This is a genomic window from Serratia sp. JKS296 (assembly GCF_900215445.1).
In the GTDB taxonomy this organism is placed as follows: domain Bacteria; phylum Pseudomonadota; class Gammaproteobacteria; order Enterobacterales; family Enterobacteriaceae; genus Serratia; species Serratia marcescens.
On sequence record NZ_OCMX01000001.1, the window covers coordinates 1,713,651 to 1,732,183 of the forward strand.

16 protein-coding genes are annotated in these 18,533 nt (G+C 57.5%); 9 read left to right on the plus strand and 7 right to left on the minus strand.

Annotated elements, in window-relative coordinates; genetic code table 11:
• Positions 1-4 precede the first annotated feature (4 nt).
• The 5 genes from CRO23_RS08110 to dhbA all read left to right on the plus strand — a co-directional run bounded on the left by CRO23_RS08110 (position 5) and on the right by dhbA (position 5,938).
• On the plus strand, positions 5-1,468 hold the full coding sequence (locus tag CRO23_RS08110) for an anion permease (protein ID WP_016927089.1): 1,464 nt from the start codon (positions 5-7) through the stop codon (positions 1,466-1,468).
• A gap of 146 nt (positions 1,469-1,614) precedes the next feature.
• Entirely contained in the window at positions 1,615-2,844 is a 1,230-nt protein-coding gene (agp, locus tag CRO23_RS08115) for a bifunctional glucose-1-phosphatase/inositol phosphatase (protein ID WP_016927090.1), read from the plus strand.
• A gap of 161 nt (positions 2,845-3,005) precedes the next feature.
• The gene (locus tag CRO23_RS08120) at positions 3,006-3,698 is read left to right on the plus strand and encodes a 4'-phosphopantetheinyl transferase family protein (protein ID WP_016927091.1); all 693 of its coding nucleotides are present in this window, start codon (positions 3,006-3,008) and stop codon (positions 3,696-3,698) included.
• Positions 3,699-3,886: 188 nt separating this feature from the next.
• The gene (locus tag CRO23_RS08125) at positions 3,887-5,077 is read left to right on the plus strand and encodes an isochorismate synthase (protein ID WP_016927092.1); all 1,191 of its coding nucleotides are present in this window, start codon (positions 3,887-3,889) and stop codon (positions 5,075-5,077) included.
• A gap of 102 nt (positions 5,078-5,179) precedes the next feature.
• Positions 5,180-5,938 (plus strand): 2,3-dihydro-2,3-dihydroxybenzoate dehydrogenase, encoded by a 759-nt coding sequence (gene dhbA, locus CRO23_RS08130; RefSeq protein WP_016927093.1) that lies wholly within the window; start codon positions 5,180-5,182, stop codon positions 5,936-5,938.
• A gap of 1 nt (position 5,939) precedes the next feature.
• Here dhbA and rarD read toward each other — a convergent pair whose 3' ends face one another.
• Positions 5,940-6,818 carry an EamA family transporter RarD gene (gene rarD / locus CRO23_RS08135; protein ID WP_097101714.1) on the minus strand — a complete coding sequence of 293 codons (879 nt, stop codon included), beginning with the start codon at positions 6,816-6,818 and terminating at the stop codon, positions 5,940-5,942.
• Positions 6,819-6,957: 139 nt separating this feature from the next.
• On the opposite strand from rarD, the gene alkB reads away from it, so the two are divergent.
• Positions 6,958-7,605: a DNA oxidative demethylase AlkB gene (alkB, locus tag CRO23_RS08140; RefSeq protein ID WP_016927095.1), complete on the plus strand. Its 648-nt coding sequence runs from the start codon at positions 6,958-6,960 to the stop codon at positions 7,603-7,605.
• Here alkB and CRO23_RS08145 read toward each other — a convergent pair.
• A complete protein-coding gene (locus CRO23_RS08145; protein ID WP_016927096.1) occupies positions 7,588-8,523 on the minus strand; it encodes a LysR family transcriptional regulator in 936 nt (311 codons plus the stop codon). The genes alkB and CRO23_RS08145 overlap by 18 nt on opposite strands.
• Before the next feature lie 85 nt (positions 8,524-8,608).
• On the opposite strand from CRO23_RS08145, the gene CRO23_RS08150 reads away from it, so the two are divergent.
• Positions 8,609-9,238 (plus strand): hypothetical protein, encoded by a 630-nt coding sequence (locus CRO23_RS08150; RefSeq protein ID WP_016927097.1) that lies wholly within the window; start codon positions 8,609-8,611, stop codon positions 9,236-9,238.
• Positions 9,239-9,252: 14 nt separating this feature from the next.
• Here CRO23_RS08150 and CRO23_RS08155 read toward each other — a convergent pair whose 3' ends face one another.
• Positions 9,253-9,495, minus strand: coding sequence for a hypothetical protein (locus CRO23_RS08155; protein WP_016927098.1), 243 nt, complete (start codon positions 9,493-9,495; stop codon positions 9,253-9,255).
• 320 nt (positions 9,496-9,815) lie between these two features.
• Between CRO23_RS08155 and CRO23_RS08160 the strand changes: the two genes are divergently transcribed.
• Positions 9,816-10,571, plus strand: coding sequence for a glycosyltransferase family 2 protein (locus tag CRO23_RS08160; RefSeq protein ID WP_016927099.1), 756 nt, complete (start codon positions 9,816-9,818; stop codon positions 10,569-10,571).
• A 35-nt stretch (positions 10,572-10,606) separates the two neighbouring features.
• Here the strand turns inward: CRO23_RS08160 and CRO23_RS08165 are convergent, their stop codons facing one another.
• From CRO23_RS08165 to CRO23_RS08175, 4 genes are all read right to left on the minus strand, one after another.
• Positions 10,607-12,247: a Na+/H+ antiporter gene (locus tag CRO23_RS08165; protein WP_016927100.1), complete on the minus strand. Its 1,641-nt coding sequence runs from the start codon at positions 12,245-12,247 to the stop codon at positions 10,607-10,609.
• 194 nt (positions 12,248-12,441) lie between these two features.
• A complete protein-coding gene (locus CRO23_RS08170) occupies positions 12,442-14,781 on the minus strand; it encodes a membrane-bound PQQ-dependent dehydrogenase, glucose/quinate/shikimate family (protein ID WP_097101716.1) in 2,340 nt (779 codons plus the stop codon).
• Positions 14,782-15,238: 457 nt separating this feature from the next.
• Positions 15,239-15,412, minus strand: coding sequence for a hypothetical protein (locus CRO23_RS25035; RefSeq protein WP_153297017.1), 174 nt, complete (start codon positions 15,410-15,412; stop codon positions 15,239-15,241).
• A gap of 495 nt (positions 15,413-15,907) precedes the next feature.
• A complete protein-coding gene (locus CRO23_RS08175; protein ID WP_016927103.1) occupies positions 15,908-16,795 on the minus strand; it encodes a helix-turn-helix domain-containing protein in 888 nt (295 codons plus the stop codon).
• Between the two features lie 665 nt (positions 16,796-17,460).
• On the opposite strand from CRO23_RS08175, the gene CRO23_RS08180 reads away from it, so the two are divergent.
• Positions 17,461-18,309: a helix-turn-helix domain-containing protein gene (locus CRO23_RS08180; RefSeq protein ID WP_227944589.1), complete on the plus strand. Its 849-nt coding sequence runs from the start codon at positions 17,461-17,463 to the stop codon at positions 18,307-18,309.
• Positions 18,310-18,533 lie beyond the last annotated feature (224 nt).

Sequence of the window (18,533 nt, forward strand, 5' to 3'; positions counted from 1 at the left end):
CCCTATGTCACAAACCCAGGAAAAGATCTGGAAAGCGATAGCGCCGCTGGCGGTGCTCGCGATCCTGTTATTGATACCGGTGCCCGACGGCATGCCGCCGCAGGCGTGGCACTATTTTGCCATCTTCGTGGCGATGATCGTCGGCATGATTCTGGAGCCGATCCCGGCCACCGCCATCAGCTTTATCGCGGTGACCGTCAGCGTGCTCAGCGCCAACTGGGTGCTGTTCGGCGCGCAGGAACTGGCGGAGCCAGGCTTCAAGGCCGGTAAAGAGGCGCTGAAATGGGGGCTGGCGGGCTTCTCCAGCACCACCGTCTGGCTGGTGTTCGGCGCCTTTATCTTCGCGCTGGGCTACGAGGCCACCGGGCTGGGGCGGCGCATCGCGCTGTTCCTGGTGAAGTTCATGGGCAAGCGCACGCTGACGCTGGGCTATGCGGTGGTGATCATCGATATTCTGCTGGCACCGTTCACGCCGTCCAACACCGCGCGCACCGGCGGCACGGTGTTCCCGGTGGTGAAAAACCTGCCGCCGCTGTTCGATTCCTTCCCTAACGATCCCTCTTCGCGCCGCATCGGCGGCTACCTGATGTGGATGATGGTGGTCGGCACCAGCATCAGCTCCTCGATGTTCGTCACCGGCGCCGCGCCGAACGTGCTGGGCATCGAGTTCGTCGGCAAGATAGCCGGGGTGCACATCAGCTGGATGCAGTGGTTCCTGGCGTTCCTGCCGGTCGGCCTGCTGCTGCTGATCATCGCGCCGCTGATCTCCTACTACCTGTACAAACCGGGCGTGACCCACAGCAGCGAAGTGGCCGCCTGGGCGAATACCGCGCTGGGGGAAATGGGCAAGCTGACACGCAAGGAGTACACCCTGATCGGCCTGGTGCTGCTCAGCCTGTGCCTGTGGGTGTTCGGCGGCAAGGTGCTGGACGCCACCGCGGTGTGCCTGTTGGCGGTGTCGCTGATGCTGGCGCTGCACGTGGTGTCGTGGAAAGAGATCACCAAATACTCCAGCGCCTGGAATACGCTGGTTAACCTGGCGACGCTGGTGGTGATGGCCAACGGCCTGACGCGCTCCGGCTTTATCGACTGGTTCGCCCAGACCATGAGCACCCACCTGGACGGCTTCTCGCCGAACATGACGGTGGTGGCGCTGGTGCTGGTGTTCTACTTCGCCCACTACCTGTTCGCCAGCCTGTCGGCGCACACCGCCACCATGCTGCCGGTGATCCTGGCGGTCGGCAAAGGGTTGCCGGGCGTGCCGATGGAACAGCTGTCGATGCTGCTGGTGCTGTCGATCGGCATCATGGGCGTGCTGACGCCGTACGCCACCGGGCCGGGGGTGATCATCTACGGCTGCGGCTACGTGAAATCGAAAGACTACTGGCGCCTGGGCGGCATTCTCGGCGTGGTGTACATCGCCGCGCTGCTGCTGATCGGCTGGCCGATCATGAGCCTGTGGTACTGAGTTGACGCACAGCGGCCGCCGCCCGGTGGCCGCTGGTACGATCTTTTCCCGTGAACCCTGTCACACACTTGTCACACTAACCCCGCCATCATACGCAGGCAAACGCTAACACCTTAAAAATAATCATTTTCCGGGAGCCTCTGCGGATGAGAAAAAAAACGTTATTGCTGTGCCTGCCCTTGTTATTCACCGGGAACGCGCTGGCGGACGCCGGCGGTTATCAACTGGAACAGGTGCTGGTGATGAGCCGCCATAACCTGCGCGCGCCGCTGGCCAACAACGGCAGCGTGCTGGCGCAGTCCACGCCGAAGGCCTGGCCGGCCTGGGAAACGCCGGGCGGCCAGTTGACCACCAAGGGCGGGGTGCTGGAAGTGTATATGGGGCACTATTTCAACGCCTGGCTGAAGCAGACCGGCCTGTTGCCGCAAGAGGGCTGCCCGACCGCCGGCAGCGTGTACGTCTACGCCAACAGCCTGCAGCGCACGGTGGCCACCGCGCAGTTCTTCAGCAATGGCGCGTTCCCGGGCTGCGACGTCAGCGTGCACCATCAGGACAAGATGGGCGAGATGGATCCGACCTTCAACCCGATCATCACCGACACCAGCGAAGCCTTCAACCAGCAGGCGCTGGCGGCGATGAATGCCGCGCTGGGATCGCTGAAGTTGGACGCCTCTTATCAGCAGTTGGCGAAGATCATCGACTACAAGGATTCCGCCGCCTGCAAGACCGACAAACACTGCGACCTGACCAAAGAAGCCAGCGTGATGAGCGCGGTGCCGGGCAAAGAGCCGGGCGTCTCCGGCCCGCTGCGGGTGGGCAACTCGCTGGTGGACGCCTTTATGCTGCAGTATTACGAAGGTTTCCCGATGAAAGAGGTGGCCTGGGGCAAAATCGTCACCCCGCAGCAGTGGAAGCAGCTGGCGCAGTTGAAAGACGGCTATCAGGATTCGCTGTTCACCTCGCCGGTGGTGGCGCAGAACGTCGCCAAACCGCTGCTGACCTACATCAACAACGCGCTGCTCGGCGAGCGCAAACCGGACGCGCCGAAGCTGACGGTGCTGGTCGGCCACGACTCCAATATCGCCTCGCTGCTGTCGGCCATGCAGTTCCAGCCGTATCAGCTGCCGCAGCAGTACGAGAAAACGCCGATAGGCGGCAAACTGGTGTTCCAGCGCTGGCGCGACGCGCAGAACAGCCGTGAATTGCTGAAGATTGAGTACGTCTATCAGTCGACCGAACAGCTGCGCAAGGCGACGCCGCTGACGCTGCAAACCCCGCCGCAGCGCGTGACGCTGGCGCTGAAAGGCTGCCCGATCGACAAAGACGGTTTCTGCGCCTGGAGCGATTTCGAAAAGACCATGAAAGGCATCTTGTAATGCCCAGCCTCTCTCCCGACCGCGGGGGAGAGGCCTCTCCCCATCCCGGCTAACGTGCCGCCGTACGAGCCTTAACGTCATTTATTTTGCCCAGGGTCATTGTTGCAGGCGGTTTCGGGGGCTAACATCATCAGCCTGCCTGCTTATCATGGATACTGCCGTTGCCCACTTTTATCCGCAATATCGAATTTTTCACGCCGGACGGCTATCCGGGCCAGGTGGCGCGCTGCCAGTTTGCGCTGGCGGAGTATCGCGACGAGAGTTTTCCCGAGGCGGGCTTTGCGCTGCCGGACCATCTGGCGCGCGCGGTGCCGAAACGCCGCGCGGAGTATCTGGCCGGGCGTGTGCTGGCGCGACAGCTGCTGGCGCCGCTCGGTTTCGCCGACTTCACCCTGGCGCGCGGCGAAGATCGCGCGCCGCAGTGGCCGCCGGGCATCGCCGGGGCGCTGAGCCATAATTCGGATACCGCGCTGTGCGCCGTACACCGCGAGAGCGGGCTGGGCGGCGTTGGGTTGGATGTGGAGACGCTGCTCTCCGACGTGCGGGCGGAGGAGCTGTGGGGGGCGATCGTTTCGGCGGGGGAGCGCGAGGCGTTGCTGCGCGAAACGCTGCCGTTCAACGAGCTGCTGACGCTGACGTTTTCCGCCAAAGAGAGCCTGTTCAAGGCGCTTTATCCGCAGGTGCGTTGTTACTTCGATTTTCTCGATGCGCGCATGGTCGCCGTGGATACGCAGCGGCAGACGTTCGTATTAGCGTTGCTTAAGACCTTGACGCCAAATTGCCCCGCCGGCCGCCGGTTCAGCGGGCATTTTTGGCGTGAAGGTGACGACGTCACGACCTTTATTTTTTGCTAAAATACAATAATAACAGTGTGTTATTTCTTGCTGCGCCGTAACGTGGATTTGCCGCAGCGAGCGGAAAGATTCATTCATCGGAGATTGACCCTCGGTGGGGAATCGGTGTAATTTATCCTCCTTTTACAGCTAATGATAATTATTCGCATAAACATTATCATTGGTGAGGCGCAACAAAGGAGTGGTCTGTGGCGACACTGACGACAGAAAACCAAACCTTCCCCGGGTTTGCGTACGCCGAACAATCGACCTTTTTGTACCGGTCCGAATTCCGTTCCCTCTCCGCCAGCGGCGTGTCCGAACGGATTGAGACGCCGGCGTTCGGCGGCGAGCAGGAAGGCAGCGCGCTGGCGCAGCATATTCGCCAGGCGCTGGCGCGAGCCAACGCCGCCGGCCAGGAGACGCCGGTGGTGGTGGGCGCCATTCCGTTCGACACGCGCCGGCCTTCCTGCCTATATGTGCCTGAAAGTTATGAGTTTGTCGCCAACGACAGCTTTACCCGCGCCGCGCGCCCGATGCTGCAACAGCCGCATCGCCTGGCCGCCTGCACCAGCATTCCGGACGAGCCGCGCTTCAAGCACGCGGTGGCGGAAGCGGTCAGCCGCTTTAAACAAGGCAAGCTGGACAAGGCGGTGCTGTCGCGCATCCTCGACATCGAGCTGGAGCAGCCGGTGGCGGGCCACCAGATCCTCAATAACCTGATGGTGCAGAACCCGACCGGTTACCACTTTTCCCTGCCACTGGCCGATGGCGGCGTGTTGATCGGCGCTAGCCCGGAACTGCTGATCCGCAAGCAGGGCGGCGAGATCCACACCAACCCGCTGGCGGGCTCGGCGCGCCGTCAGGACGATCCGCAGCAGGATCGCCTCGGCAGCGAGCGCCTGATGCGCTCGACCAAAGACAAATACGAACACAAGCTGGTGATCGACGACATCCGTCGGCACCTGGCGCCGCTGTGCGCCAGCCTGAGCGTGCCCAGCGGCCCGTCGCTGCTCAGTACCGGCACCATGTGGCATTTGTCCACCCGCATTCGCGGCGAGCTGCTGAACCCGAATCTCAACGTGATGCAGCTGGCCTGCCTGCTGCATCCGACGCCGGCGCTGTGCGGTTTCCCGACCGAGAGCGCCCGCCAGCTGATCGCCGATCTGGAGCCGCACGATCGCGGCCTGTTCAGCGGCATCGTCGGCTGGTGCGACGCCAACGGCGACGGCGAGTGGGCGATCGTCATCCGCAGCGGCCTGCTGCGCGGCAACCGGGTGCGGCTGTTCGCCGGCGCGGGGATCGTCGCCGCCTCGACGCCGCAGTCCGAGTGGCTGGAAACCGCCGCCAAACTGGGCACCATGCTCAACGCTTTCGGCCTGAACAGCGGTGCGCTGTAGGGCCACTTTGCGGCGCAGCGCGCGCCGCATCCTATCCTTTTCGCAGGAGACAATGATGAACAACAACATGACCCGGCTGTGCGCCCGGATGGCGGTGCGCGCATGAGCATTCAGATGGATTTCACCGGCAAACGCGTGTGGGTGACCGGCGCGGCGCGCGGCATCGGCGAGCAGATCGCCCGGCATTTTTTGACGCAGGGCGCCGAGGTGGTGGGGTTTGACCGCGAGTTCGCCAACCCGGATTTGCCTTACCCTTGCGTGACGCTGGACATCAGCCGGCCGGAGCAGGTGGAGGCGGTGTGCCGCCAACAGCTGGCGGAAAACCCGCAACTGGACGTGTTGGTCAACGCCGCCGGCATTCTGCGCATGGGCAATACCGAAGATCTGAGCGTGGATGACTGGCACCAGTGCATCAACGTCAACGCCTCGGGGGCGTTTTACCTGTTCCGCGCCGTGCTGCCGCACTTCAAGGCGCAGCGCAGCGGGGCGATCGTCAGCATCGGTTCCAACGCCGCGCACGTACCGCGCGTGCAGATGGCGGCCTACTGCGCCTCCAAGGCGGCGCTGACCAGCCTGAACCACTGCGTGGGGTTGGAGATGGCGCCGTTCGGCGTGCGGTGCAATCTGGTGTCGCCGGGCTCGACCGACACGCCGATGCAGCGCGGCATGTGGCAGACCGATGATGCGCAGCAACGCACCATCGCCGGCTTCCCCGAGATGTTCAAGTTGGGGATCCCGCTGGGCAAAATCGCTCGCCCGGACGAGATCGCCAACGCGGTGTTGTTCCTGGCCTCCGACTTGGCCAGCCACATCACCATGCAGGACATCGTGATCGACGGCGGCGCGACGCTGGCCGCCTGAGTCAGACCCGCTGGCGGCGCAGCAGGTGCCGCGCGCCTTCCGCCGCCAGCAGCAGCACCGCCAGCCAGATCGCCAGATAGGTCGGCCATTCGCTTTGGCCGATGCTTTCGCCGAGCAGCAGCGCGACGATCACCAGCAGCACCGGTTCCACATAGCTCAGCAGGCCGAACAGGCTGAACGGCAGCAGGCGGCTGGCGAGGATGTAACACACCAATGCCACGGCGCTGATGACGCCGAGCAGCGGAATGTGCCAATACAGCTCGGCATTGATCGGCAGCGCCGCCGCGCCGCCGTCGCCGAAGGCGAACCAGGCCGCCGCCGGCAGCATCAGCGCCAGCTCGCACCACAGCCCGCCGAGATTGTCGGTGCCGAAACGCCGCCGCAAAATAAAGTAGAGCGGATAACCCAGCGCCACCACCAGCGTCGGCCACGACACGCCGCCCGCCTGATACAGCTCATTGCCTACCCCCACCATGGCGCATGCCACCGCCAGCTTTTGCAGCAGCGACAGCCGGTCGCGGTAGATCAAACGGCCCGCCAGCACCATGGTCAGCGGCAGCAGAAAATAGCCGAGCGACACGTCGAGCGCCTTGCCGTGCAGCGGCGCCCACAGGAACAGCCACAGCTGCACCCCCAGCAGCGCCGAGGTGAGCAGCAGGCCCAGCAGACGCGGCGGCCGTTGGCCGATCCCGACCAGCGTGTCGCTCACCTTGCGCCAATCGCCGGACAGCGCCATGAACAGCGTCAGGAACGGCAGCGTCAGCAGCGTGCGCCAGCCGTAGACCTGTTCGCCGTTCAGCGGGGTGAGGGTAGAGGTGAAGTAATACATCGCGCCGAACAAGATGGAGGCGACGACCGAAAGAGTGATGCCCTTAATCACACGCATTCCTGGTGAGTGATTGATTTTATGGCGGCTACTGTAGAGAAATTTGCCGCCAACGACAATGGCGCCGCCGGGCGCTGGACAATCGGCGGCAGCGGGTTACAATGGATACTGTGTATTCATACAGGCTTTAGCGATGACAATCGATCTTTTTGAAGACGCGCTGCCGCCGCCGTGGCGCGAAGAGATCGCCCCCGGCGCGGTGGTGATGCACGGCTTTGTGCGCGATCACGGGCCGGCACTGCTGGCGGCGGTGCAGGGTGTGGTGGCCCAGGTGCCGTGGCGGCATTTGACCACCCCCGGCGGGCACGTGATGTCGGTGGCGATGAGCTGGTGCGGCAACGGCTGGACCAGCGACAGCCGGGGCTACCGCTATTCGGAACGCGACGCGCGCAGCGGCAAACGCTGGCCGGCCATTCCGCCGATCCTGATGGCGCTGGCGGACGAAGCTGCGCAGCAGGCGGGCTTCGGCCCCTTCGTGCCGGATTCCTGTCTGATGAACCGTTACGATCCGGGCAGCAAGCTGTCGCTGCATCAGGATAAAGACGAACACGACTTCGGCGCGCCGATCGTCTCGGTGTCGCTCGGGCTGCCGGCGGTGTTTCAGTTCGGCGGCCTGCAACGCAGCGACCGGGCGCGGCGCATTCCGCTGGCGCACGGCGATGTGGTGGTGTGGGGCGGCCCATCGCGGCTCTGTTTTCACGGCATCCTGCCGGTCAAGGAAGGCTATCACTCGCTGGTGGGGCCGCACCGCATCAACATCACGCTACGCAAGGCGCTTTAACTGCGGCTCCTGCGCCAGGCAGGCGACGAGATAGTCGATAAACACCCGCAGTTTGGGCGGCAGATACTGGTTGGGCGCATAGAGCAGCCACAGGCCGCCGTGATAGCTGCTGAGGAAATCCCATTCTGGCAACACCTGCACGATCTCGCCCTCGTCGAGCGCCTGGCGGGCGGTAAAGTACGGCAGGCTGCCGATGCCGATATGCCGTTTCACCGCGTCCAGCCGCACGCCGGTGTGGTTGGCGGCGTAGCGGCCGCGCACGCTGACCGTCACCGTTTTGCCGCTGCGGCGGAATTTCCATTGCGCGTCGCTCGGCGTTTCTCCCAGATAGATGCAGCTGTGCGCCGCCAGATCGTGCGGGTGCAGCGGCGTGCCGTGTTGCGCCAGGTAGTGCGGCGTGGCGCACAGCAGATGGTCTATTCTCATCAACTGGCGGCCGACCAACCCGGGCGACGGGCGATCGGTAATGCGCAGCGCCAGATCGACCCGATCGTCGATCAAATCCATGTAACGATCTTCCAGCCGCAGCCTCACGTCCACCTTCGGGTAGCGGCGCAGGAACTCCGGCATGTGCGGGTGCAGCACGAAGCGGCCCACCGCTTTGGGTACGCTGACGCTGACCAGCCCTTCGGGCTCCGCGGCGCCGCGCCCGCCGATCGCCATGACCGCGTCGGCCGCCGCCAGCAGGGTGCGGCAGTGCGCAAACGCCTCTTCGCCGCTTTCGCTCAGCCGCAGTTTACGGGTGGTGCGGTGCAGCAGCTGCAGCGCCAGCGCCTGCTCGAGCTTCGCCACGCTGCGGCTGACGGCGGAAGGCGAAGCGCCCAGCTTGCGGGCGGCGGCGGAAAAACTGCCGCTCTCTACCACCTGAACGAAAACGGCCATTTCGGCCAACAGCGCGTAAGAAAGATTTGTGCTCATGACGCAAAGGTCCATTGTGATGGCGGCGGATTATGCTCCGATTATGACATGAATATAATGGCTCTTCGAACCGAGGAGAAAAATGATGACCGAACGACGTTATTACTACAGCGACGATTTACAGGGCCAGGCGCAGGTGTTGAGCTGTGCGCCGGCCGAGGCGGGCGCTTACGCCGTGGAGCTGGACGCCACGCTGTTCCACCCGCAGGGCGGCGGCCAGCCGTCCGATGTGGGTTCGTTAGGCGGCGTCACCGTGCTGCGGGTGCAGCAGCAGGGGGATACCGTGGTGCACTTTACCGCCGCGCCGCTGCCGAACGGGCCGGTTACGATGCAAATCGATGAAGCGCAGCGCCGGCTGCACGCCCGCTGGCACTCCGCTGGGCATCTGATCGGCTGGTTGGGCGAAACCCGGGGCTGGCGGCCGGTCAAGGCGCACCATTGGCCGGGGGAAGGGCGCATCACTTTCGCGCCGGGGCCGGATGCGCAGACGATAGAAGCGGATTTTTTGCAGGCGGAGCTGGCTCGCTTGATCGCCGCCGATCTGCCGCGCTGCCAGCAGGCGGTGGACGGTTTGCGCCAGGTCGGTTTCGGCGAGTTGCCCGCCTACGGCTGTGGCGGCACCCATGTCGCCGCGCTGGGCGAGGTGGGCGCGATCGCGATTACCGGCCTAAAGATGAAGAAAGGGCAGTTGAACGTGCAATATGAGCTGGGTTGAATGAGGGGGGCGGCTCAGCGCCCGGCCTGCCGCAGCTGGGTGCAGAACGCGCATTGGCATCCCGCTACCGGCACCGCCGCGCAACTGCCGATGCTCACCGGCTGGGCGTCCATGGCGTGAAAGCCGTAAAACAGATTCTCGATGTTTTGTTCCGCCGCCCGCGCCTGCTCCGGGCGCGGTTCGGGCACTTTCGACTGAAACGCTGCGGCCTTGCCGGCCAGCAGGCTGAGAAACAACAGCGACAGCTGGATTTTCATCGTCGTCTTCCCTTTACTTGTTTTTTGATACGTTATAACAAAAGCAAGGCGCCGCCAAGCGCCGCGCTCGCGCTCGGCGCCCGCCAGCGCGTGAGCCGGTGCGGTGAACGCCCGCGTTTAATCCGCCTTTCTATTTGATTTCATTGAAATTGATGAAATAGTCAGATGCCATCATCCAGGGCATGACAGGGCAGCCAATATTCTAAATACTTAATCGAAGAGGCGCTCGGGGCAGGAGAAGCGCTTTGGGATCGCGCTTTTGCACGGCGCGCCCGCCGTTTTGGCATGGACTGCATTTTTTCAGTGTCGTGGAATGTAAAATGGATTTTTGTAACCGGATTTCCGTGTGTTTATTGACGTTTAATTCATCGCGCTTGCTGCGTGACGTGTTGCAACCTGTGGCGGCGTTCGCCGATGAAATCATCGTGGTGGATTCGGGCAGTACTGACGGCACGTTGGCCATTTGCGACGACTTCAATATCAAGCCTCTTTATCACCCGTTTGAAACCCATGGCCGGCAAATGAATTACGCCATATCCTGCGCGCGGCATGACTGGGTTTTGTGCCTGGACAGCGATGAGATCATGGATGATGAAGCTGTCGACGCGATGCGGCTTTTCAAGCGCACCCCAGGCCCTGACAAAAACAACGCCTATCGCATTCGTCGCGATTGGTTTGTGTTGGGACAGGCGGTCAGAACGCTTTATCCCGTCTCGTCACCGGATTACCCCATTCGCTTTTTTCATCGCCAGGTGGTGAAGTTCAATGATGCGCCGGTAGATGATGCGGCGGAAGGGGGCGCATCCACCTTGATACTGGCCGGGCACGTTAAACACGACACTTTTTTCTCAATCGAGGAAGTGTTTGCCAAGCTGAACAGCTATACGGCGCGCGTGGTGAAATACAAGGCGATAAGGCCATCGATTCTCCGAGGGGTGATTAGCGCCATCGGCGCATTTTTCAAGTGGTACATTTTCAGCGGCGCCTGGAAAGCGGGCCGGGTCGGGGCCGTGACCGGCGTTTACGCGGTGTCCTACAGCTTTTTGAAGTATTTCAAGGCGTGGTACCACAGATAGCGAAGGCGGGGGGCGAACCGCCTTCATCTCCTCGTTTAAACGCTGTCTTCAGCGATCAGCACCTCAGTGATATCAATGCGATGCAGCAGCTTTCTCTGTTTCTCATGGCTGATTTTCTTCATGCGGCGCAGCCGGTACAGCTCTTCTCTTTCCGCGTGCAACGAGGCTAAGTACAGCTGCTTTTCCAGCCGCTTCAGCGCCACGATATTCTTAACGTCTTCTTTGGTCAGAATTTTACGTTGCAGCACGTCCAGCATCCGCCGCGTCGTTTCTTCAATCAGCTCCGGCGTGGCGTCGTCCGGCGGGGCGACGAGCAGCTTTTCCTTGGTTTCGTTGACGGCTTTGGTCGCCGCGCTCGCCAAGGCTTCTGAAACGGAGAAAGCCTCTTCCTGATCTTCTTCCGGCGGCAGATTGCCGCGCAACAGGAAGGGCAGCGTGACGATGCCGACAACGATCGACAGTAGGATGACCCCCGAGGCGATAAACACCAGTTGATACCGGCCCGGGAATGGCGAGCCATCCAATAAAAACAGCGGAATTGACAGCACGCCCGCCAGGGTCACCGCCCCTCGCACCCCGGCAAAGGCGGCGACGAACAGATCGCGCGTGCTGAATTTCGAAAATAACAACGGATCTTTGCGCATCAGGGTCGCGCTGCCGACCTTCATCAGCCACAGCCAAATCAAACGCACGGCGATCAAACTAAAATAGATGATCACCACGTAAGCCAGCAGCGTCTCCAGGCTGATGGAATGATCGATACCGGTTTGCGCCACGGTGAAGTTCAAGATGCCCGGCAGCTGCAGCCCAAGCAGAATAAACACCATGCCGTTAAACACGAACTCGAGCATTTCCCAAATATTATTGGTGCGTAAACGCACCAGCGGCATGCTGCGATTCACTTTGGATTGGCCAATCATCATGCCGGCGCTGACGGCGGCCAGTATGCCGGATACGCCGATTCTTTCCGCAATCAGATAGCAGGAAAAGGGCAGTAACAGCGAGAAAATAATCTGGGTGGCGGAATCGTTATACATCCATTTATGGATGAACTTAACCATTTGATTATAGAGAAAAACAATAATGATGCCGCACAGCACCCCACCAATCGATACCTGCAGAAAGGTCAGAAAGGCACTCTCCAGGGTAAACGCCATCGCGCCGAGCGCGACAGCGATGGAGAAGTTGAGGGAAACCAACCCGGAGGCGTCGTTCATCAACGCCTCCCCTTCGATCACGCTCATCACGGGTTTGGGCATGCGTCCTTTACCGACGATGCCGGACAGCGCCACGGCGTCCGTTGGCGACAGAACGGCGGCCAGGGCGAACGCGGCGGCGAGGGGGATTGACGGGAGCAGGAAGTGAATCAGATAACCCACCCCGACGACCGTGATGATCACCAGCACCAGGGCTAGACAAAGGATTTCTCTGCCGTAATGGATGAACTCTTGCGCCGGCGTTTTCCAACCGTCGGCGAACAGCAGCGGGGGAATAAACAGCATCAAGAAAAGCTCGGGATTGAAGTCGATATGCAACCCAAACTGCGGCCAGGCCAACACGGCGCCAACGATGATTTGCATCAGCGGAAGCGGGATCTGGAAGGGCAAGATGCGCGTCACGACGCCGGACAACGAGACGGTGAGCAATAAGATCAATATGGTGAAGAATGTTTCCATCGTGAACCTTTTGTGGATTTAATTTTTCTCGCCGTTATCAAACGGTTTTTCTGCATGCCGCCCCTCAGGCGGGCTCGTCGGCCAAGGCTGAACAGCGGCCACGGCGGCCGCTGTCGATAAAGAAAGCGCAGTTGAGCAAGGCCGGTCTTCGCCCCGCTTGCCTGTGTGATGGCGCAGTCAAACGGGGCAACGGGTTAAGGCAGCGCAAACGCCATCACGTAATCGCCGGTTTCTGTCGAATGCGCGGCGCCGCCGACCACAATAACGATGTATTGCTTGCCGGTTTTAGGCGAAATGTAGCTCATTGGCGTCGCGCTCGCGCCGACCGGCAGCGCATATTTCCAGACTTCTTTGCCGGTGCTGCTGTCGTAGGCGCGCAGATAATAGTCCTGGAAGCCGGCGAAGAAGACCAGGCCGCCGGCGGTCGTCATAGTGCCCGCGTAGGTGGGCATGCCAACCGGCATCGGCAGGTGCGATCTGATGCCCAGCGGCCCCATTTTTTCGGCGGTGCCGGCCGGTATCTGCCAGGCGATCTTTTTGTTTTTGTAATCGACGGCGGTGATCGTGCCGTAAGGGGGTTGGTTGCAAGGCACTTCGAGCGGCGACATCCACATCAACGTGATCATGCCGTATGGCGTGCCGATCATGGGGGAAGGCCCGTGGCCATCGATCACTTTTTGCGGGTACTGTTTCGCGACGCGTTCATAGCTGTCGCGCGCCACTAACCAAAACACGTTCGGAATGCGCACATCGTTCATGTAAGCCATATGGTTCACAGGATCAATCGACATGCTCCCCCAGTTGAGTCCGCCTAAATTGCCGGGCTGCTCTAGCGTTGGGCGGGTGCCGATCGGGGTCATGTCGCCCTGGTAATTCATCTGTTTGAACAGGATGCGGCAGGCCATCTGGTCAAACAGGGTGGTGCCCCACATTTTTTCTTCGGTCAGGCGTTCGGCGCCAATGGTCGGCATGCCGACGGAGAACGGCTGGGTTGGCGAGAGGCGCTCTTCCTTTGCGGCGCCTTGGGTCGGCACGGCTTTCTCTTCAACCTGCGCCAGCGGTTTGCCGGTCTCCCGGTTCAGGTAGAAAATCTGCCCGCGTTTGGTGCCGAGCAAAAGGGCGGGCACCGGGCGATGTTGCTCATCAAAACCGTCCACCAGCGCGGGTTGGGATGCGAGGTCATAATCCCAGATGTCGTGATGCGTGGTTTGGAACTTCCAGCGCTCACGGCCTGTTTCAATATCAATGGCGACCAGGGCAGAGTTGTACTCATCCGAATTTTCCGGGCGATTCATGCCGTAATAGTCGGGCGTTGCATTGCCAAGCGGCGCATACAACAAGCCTAATTTGTCGTCATAGGCGGCGGTGGTCCACATATTCGGCGTACCGCGCGTATAGGTGCTTCCGGCCGGCGGAGCCTTGGTGATGCCCGGGTTGCCTAAGTCCCACGCCCAGTCCAACTCGCCGGTTTTGGCGTCGAACGCCCTGATGACGCCGGAAGGCTCGCCTTTCATCACGTTATCGATAACCCAGCCACCGACGATAATCTTCCCTCTGGCGATGGTCGGCGCCGAGGTTTGGAAGTAATAGCCCGGTTTCACTTCCCCCATATGCTGACCGAGATTCACCTCACCGTTTTGACCGAAGGCGGGACATTTCTGGCCCGTTTTGGCATCCAGCGCAATGAGGCGGGCATCGATCGTGGTGTGAACGATCGCTTTCTCGCACAGAGCGCCTGGCGCAACATCCTCATTTTTGTAGTAGCCAAGCCCGCGGCAGCGTTGCCAAACGGGGGAGGTGGAATGCGAGTCAAATTTCCAGCGCGCTTTACCCGTATCGGCATCGATAGCGGTGATAAGACCGTTGGGCGTACAGCTATACACCAAATCATCGATCGCGAGCGGGGTATTTTGGTCCACGCCCGGCCGGAAATCGCCGGTGCGATAAACCCAGGCGAGTTTCAGGTCTTTGACGGTTGAACGGTTCACCTGATTGAACGGCGCGTAGCGCGTTCCTTCCGTCGTGCGGCCATAGGCGCTCCAATCGGCTGGCGCATTGTCGCTTTTGCTCTCGATAAACGTCACGTCGCCAGAAGGGGTAATTTCGCCATGGGGAAAGAAGGCGCCGATAAAGAAAGCGACAAATGCCACGGATAATACCGAACCGGCGATGTAAGCCTGCTTTTGACTCTTGGCGCTGTGCAGGTACGAGGGAAGTAAAAACGCGGCGATAATAGAGAGGCCGGCGGGCACCAGCAGGCGAGGGAACAATGCCCAGTAGTTAAGCCCCGACTCCCAAAGCGCCCACGGCACCGTCATCAAAAACAGCAGGCCGGTTAAGTAACAAGCTGATTTGCTGCGCTTGAGGACCAGCACTGCGGCGGCGATGTAGCCTATCCCGGTAATGGCATAGTAGAACGATCCGCCGAGGGCGATAAGCCAAACTCCCCCCACGGTTAACGCGACGCCAGAAAAAACCAGCAAGCAAAAGAACGTGATTATAGCGGCTCTCTTACCAAACGATGTTCTAATCATATGTTTTCCTTTGACTTTTAAATCCACATTGGATCACCATCCCATCGCTGCCAACGTGTGAAAATGCCGGCGCGAAAGGCAAGGCATTTCCCGCCTTGAGACTTTTTATTCTTTAACGCTTTAGGGGCATTGAGTTGTCGTTTTGATATCCATTTCAACAGTGGCCATTGCGGTTTAGATCAGTCGCCGGACCAAGATAAGGGGATTTTATTGGGCGATGACAGAACGCGCGCGATAAAAATAACCATCAATGTTTTTATTTAATACCGGGTTGTAACCGTTTCGCAGAGATACGGTTTTGGGTGTGCTGGGCAATCCGATATTCTAGTGCAGTGATAAACGCATTGAATGAAAGAGCCTCTCTGGACTAATTATTTAGAGTGATGATGAATGCGGAATCGCTTTTAATCACGAGGTTGCGTAGAGGTTTACCCTGCGTTGAGTTCAGAGTGAAACGTCATTCTTTATCAAGCCGGTGTCGGTAGAAGCGGCGAAAAAAATGATTCAATGCCATTCTTTCTCCATCGACATAGACAATATAACCTTTCCCGCGTTCGCCGACGGTGACTTTTTCAACATTAACATTAGGATAGTGTTTTTTTAGGTTTTTAGACCATAATTGAATACTCATAACTCTATTTTCCTGACGCGCTTTATTCTTGTTTAAGGCATATTGATAGCACCCGTAAAAATAAGTCTCGTGGAAATAAAATATCGTCACTATCTGGGGATGTCTACAAGCGTGCGGGCGGGATAAAGCGAAAAATGTCGGCTGCGCTCAGGCGAGGGGTTTAGAAAAAATTGAATAAAAACAATAAGTTACCTAATCGATCGCACAAAAAGCAAATGTAGGTAACGTATTGATATTTAAGGTTTTGGTACGTAAGTCATATCGAAGAGAACGCTTGACGGATAAGCGGTTATTCCTTGTGGGGGCGAGAAGATCCCATCTTGGCGCGATTTTCAGGGAGATATTAACGTGTTTTCCAATTAGATAAGTCTTAAAGTTGGTGCTTTTTGGCAAGTGGATAATGCGTGGTTTTGAGCCTAAATTCATCATAATTCTTTATTGATAAATATAAATTATTACCATTTTTAATAAATAGCAACGCCGATCGTGACAGGGTTACCGCTCTGGCCCTGGCGCTACCTCTTTCTCTCTGTGTTTGATCGGGAAGACAATGGGGATATAGGTCTTCATCTCTATTCTATCGCCGCCTTTGGGGTTGATAATTTCAATGAGAAAGCGATCGATCATGCCAACTTTATTTATCGGGAATGATTTGGTGTAGATGCTTTGCGTGAATTTTTGCGCCTCATCGCTTGCGCCATCAAAACTGAACTCTGCAAAAAGTTGCATGTCTTTTTTTCCCTGGGCGTCGGCCAGAGAGGCAAGCACGTTGCCAAGACAGTCTTCCTCAGAAATATAGAGGGTCTTCAAATAGATGCTGACGTAATTCTCTTTCCTGATGCTCGCGCCAAAATTGAAAAAGTTAATCACGCCGCTATCCGTTTTTTTCATGTTATCAATTGCCGCCAATCGCAGCGCGGAAACCGCAGGATGGAAGTGATGTATCTCTGCATCAACGCCATCCCCTGAATCGTCGAAAAATTTTGGCAGGTGCACATAGCGATGCTCGGGAATGCCGTCGAGAAACAGCAATGGGATGGCGGAGGACACGTCCCACGATTTACTTTTGCGATACTGCATCGGCGAGGTTCTGAATTGCTTGCGAAAGGCCCGTTCAAAGGATTGATAGGACTGAAAGTTCAGCGCTTTAACGATATCGGAAATAGAGAGGTTAGTCGCTTTCAACATAAATGCGGCGCGAATGAGTTTTCTGCCCCTCACATAGCTTCCGAAAGTCATCCCTGTTTCATCTTTAAACGCTTTTTGGATATGCCCGCGTGAATATCCGCTTTTTTCTGACAGCATCTCAACGGTGAGCTTCTCATTGAACCCACTTTCTTCCACCCAGGCGAGCAGCTCCTCAATGACTTTAGTTATAAACATGCAGGAGCTCCCTTTTAGTTATCTGCCTAATGGTTGCGTTGGGTAAAATAACGCGATATCGGTATTCAGCGATAAGCCCCAATTCATCCGATCTTTTAGGCAATATCCTGAGTATAGAACGCGTGCAATATTAACGCGGTAAATTAAAAAAAATGTACTTAAAAGTGTCATTTACCAAATAGCAGCGTATGGCGAAGAAGTAGAAAGTGTATGGATACATTTTAAGTATATTAATTTGTTGATTTTTATTAATTTATATGAATGAACCAAGCTGGTGGGAGCACAATTTTTGCTCATTGATAGATAAAAACACTATATGGCTGCCAATTTATTGACAGTAACATCTTTTCGAATCGAAATAATTAACTATTCTATGTTTAAGAGTAGGGGGAAGCGGAAAATAGGCCCGGCAGGGGGTTGTGAAATTAAATAATGGTTAATTCAAGGGGGTATCAAGGCTAATGACATTCAGGGAGGAATATGGGGGGTTATTTTCGCGAAAAATAGCGATTGCTATTTATCTTCTGGCTGTGGCCTGCGTTTTTCTGTCTTGGCGCTCGTGGTTTATCAGCGTTTTTCCACACGACTTCTTTGCGAGTCTCATCTTGTGCGAGAGGTGAATCGGCATCTTTCACCTTGGAAATGATTTTTGTGCAACGTGATGCGTGGATATATTTGAACGGGTATGGGAATGCCATTCTTCGAAAGAAAGCAAGTCGGGCAGCTTTTGGTTCTGCAAGAAGAGGGATGCATTCAATAATAAAAATAGCAAGATGACAGGCTTTACTATGGATTGTTCTAACAAGTTCAGACGCAATATTTTAGATGAGATAATCGCTATCATTGAAAAAGCCATTGATACACAAAGCCATGTATCAATAAGGGCGTTATCCGTTAAGTCAGGGTATTCCATCGGGCATTTACAACGGATGTTCTATTTGTATGAAGGGATGAAGATAGGGACCTATATCAGAAAGCGCAGACTAAGCCGCTCGACGTTATTGCTGAAATGTACCGATATGAAGATCTATGAAATCGCGTTGCTCTCTGGATTTAGTTCTCAGCAATCATTTAGCCGTGCGTTTTCAAATCAGTTCGGTTGCCCGCCGAGAACATTCAGAACCCTGCGCGATTGGCCTTTTCTCAATTACCAACCGATTATTGGCTTCGATAAAGAGCCTTTCCCCAGCAGCATCGTGTACTTGAATTTGCATGAGTATTACGAGAAAAAAAGGATCGTGCAACTGCTTTCGCCGGTAATCAGCCGGGGGCAGATGAAGGTAAACGTAAAGAATCCAATAACCTGTAGCCTGTACAACGCATCGGCAAAGTACATTGCGATCAGGCGCAAAGAAAAAAAGATGAGTGAAAACGAGTTCATCCTATCGCTCTATGAGGGGGTGTTGGCTTCTTTGGATATCTTCATCACGCAAAGCGTAATCTTTAAAATCCACGATCACTGCCCAGGTGAAAAGGAAAACGTCAGCATGTGGTATTTCATCCCGATAAAATGAGCTTTGTTTATCGTACGCGGCAGAGGGTTGCCTGATTACAACGGAAAGCTTTGGTTATGCCATCGATATTTTGATGGCGTCCACCTGTCAACGCCCCATAAGCCTGTTTCAACCAACGGAACGGTTGGCAAGGAAGAAAAAAAACCGACCGCGAGGGTCGGTAAGCATGGGGTATTCAATAGGTATGACAACACTACAATTAAATAATAGCGCGCGTTGGGGGT

What these genes read in the sequence shown, in the direction of transcription:
- CRO23_RS08170 (WP_097101716.1), bottom strand. Translation starts at nt 14,781, where the DNA reads ATGATTAGAACATCGTTTGGTAAGAGAGCCGCTATAATCACGTTCTTT.
- alkB (WP_016927095.1), top strand. Translation starts at nt 6,958, where the DNA reads ATGACAATCGATCTTTTTGAAGACGCGCTGCCGCCGCCGTGGCGCGAA.
- CRO23_RS08110 (WP_016927089.1), top strand. Translation starts at nt 5, where the DNA reads ATGTCACAAACCCAGGAAAAGATCTGGAAAGCGATAGCGCCGCTGGCG.
- CRO23_RS08165 (WP_016927100.1), bottom strand. Translation starts at nt 12,247, where the DNA reads ATGGAAACATTCTTCACCATATTGATCTTATTGCTCACCGTCTCGTTG.
- CRO23_RS08150 (WP_016927097.1), top strand. Translation starts at nt 8,609, where the DNA reads ATGACCGAACGACGTTATTACTACAGCGACGATTTACAGGGCCAGGCG.
- agp (WP_016927090.1), top strand. Translation starts at nt 1,615, where the DNA reads ATGAGAAAAAAAACGTTATTGCTGTGCCTGCCCTTGTTATTCACCGGG.
- CRO23_RS08160 (WP_016927099.1), top strand. Translation starts at nt 9,816, where the DNA reads ATGGATTTTTGTAACCGGATTTCCGTGTGTTTATTGACGTTTAATTCA.
- dhbA (WP_016927093.1), top strand. Translation starts at nt 5,180, where the DNA reads ATGAGCATTCAGATGGATTTCACCGGCAAACGCGTGTGGGTGACCGGC.
- CRO23_RS08145 (WP_016927096.1), bottom strand. Translation starts at nt 8,523, where the DNA reads ATGAGCACAAATCTTTCTTACGCGCTGTTGGCCGAAATGGCCGTTTTC.
- CRO23_RS08155 (WP_016927098.1), bottom strand. Translation starts at nt 9,495, where the DNA reads ATGAAAATCCAGCTGTCGCTGTTGTTTCTCAGCCTGCTGGCCGGCAAG.
- CRO23_RS08175 (WP_016927103.1), bottom strand. Translation starts at nt 16,795, where the DNA reads ATGTTTATAACTAAAGTCATTGAGGAGCTGCTCGCCTGGGTGGAAGAA.
- CRO23_RS25035 (WP_153297017.1), bottom strand. Translation starts at nt 15,412, where the DNA reads ATGAGTATTCAATTATGGTCTAAAAACCTAAAAAAACACTATCCTAAT.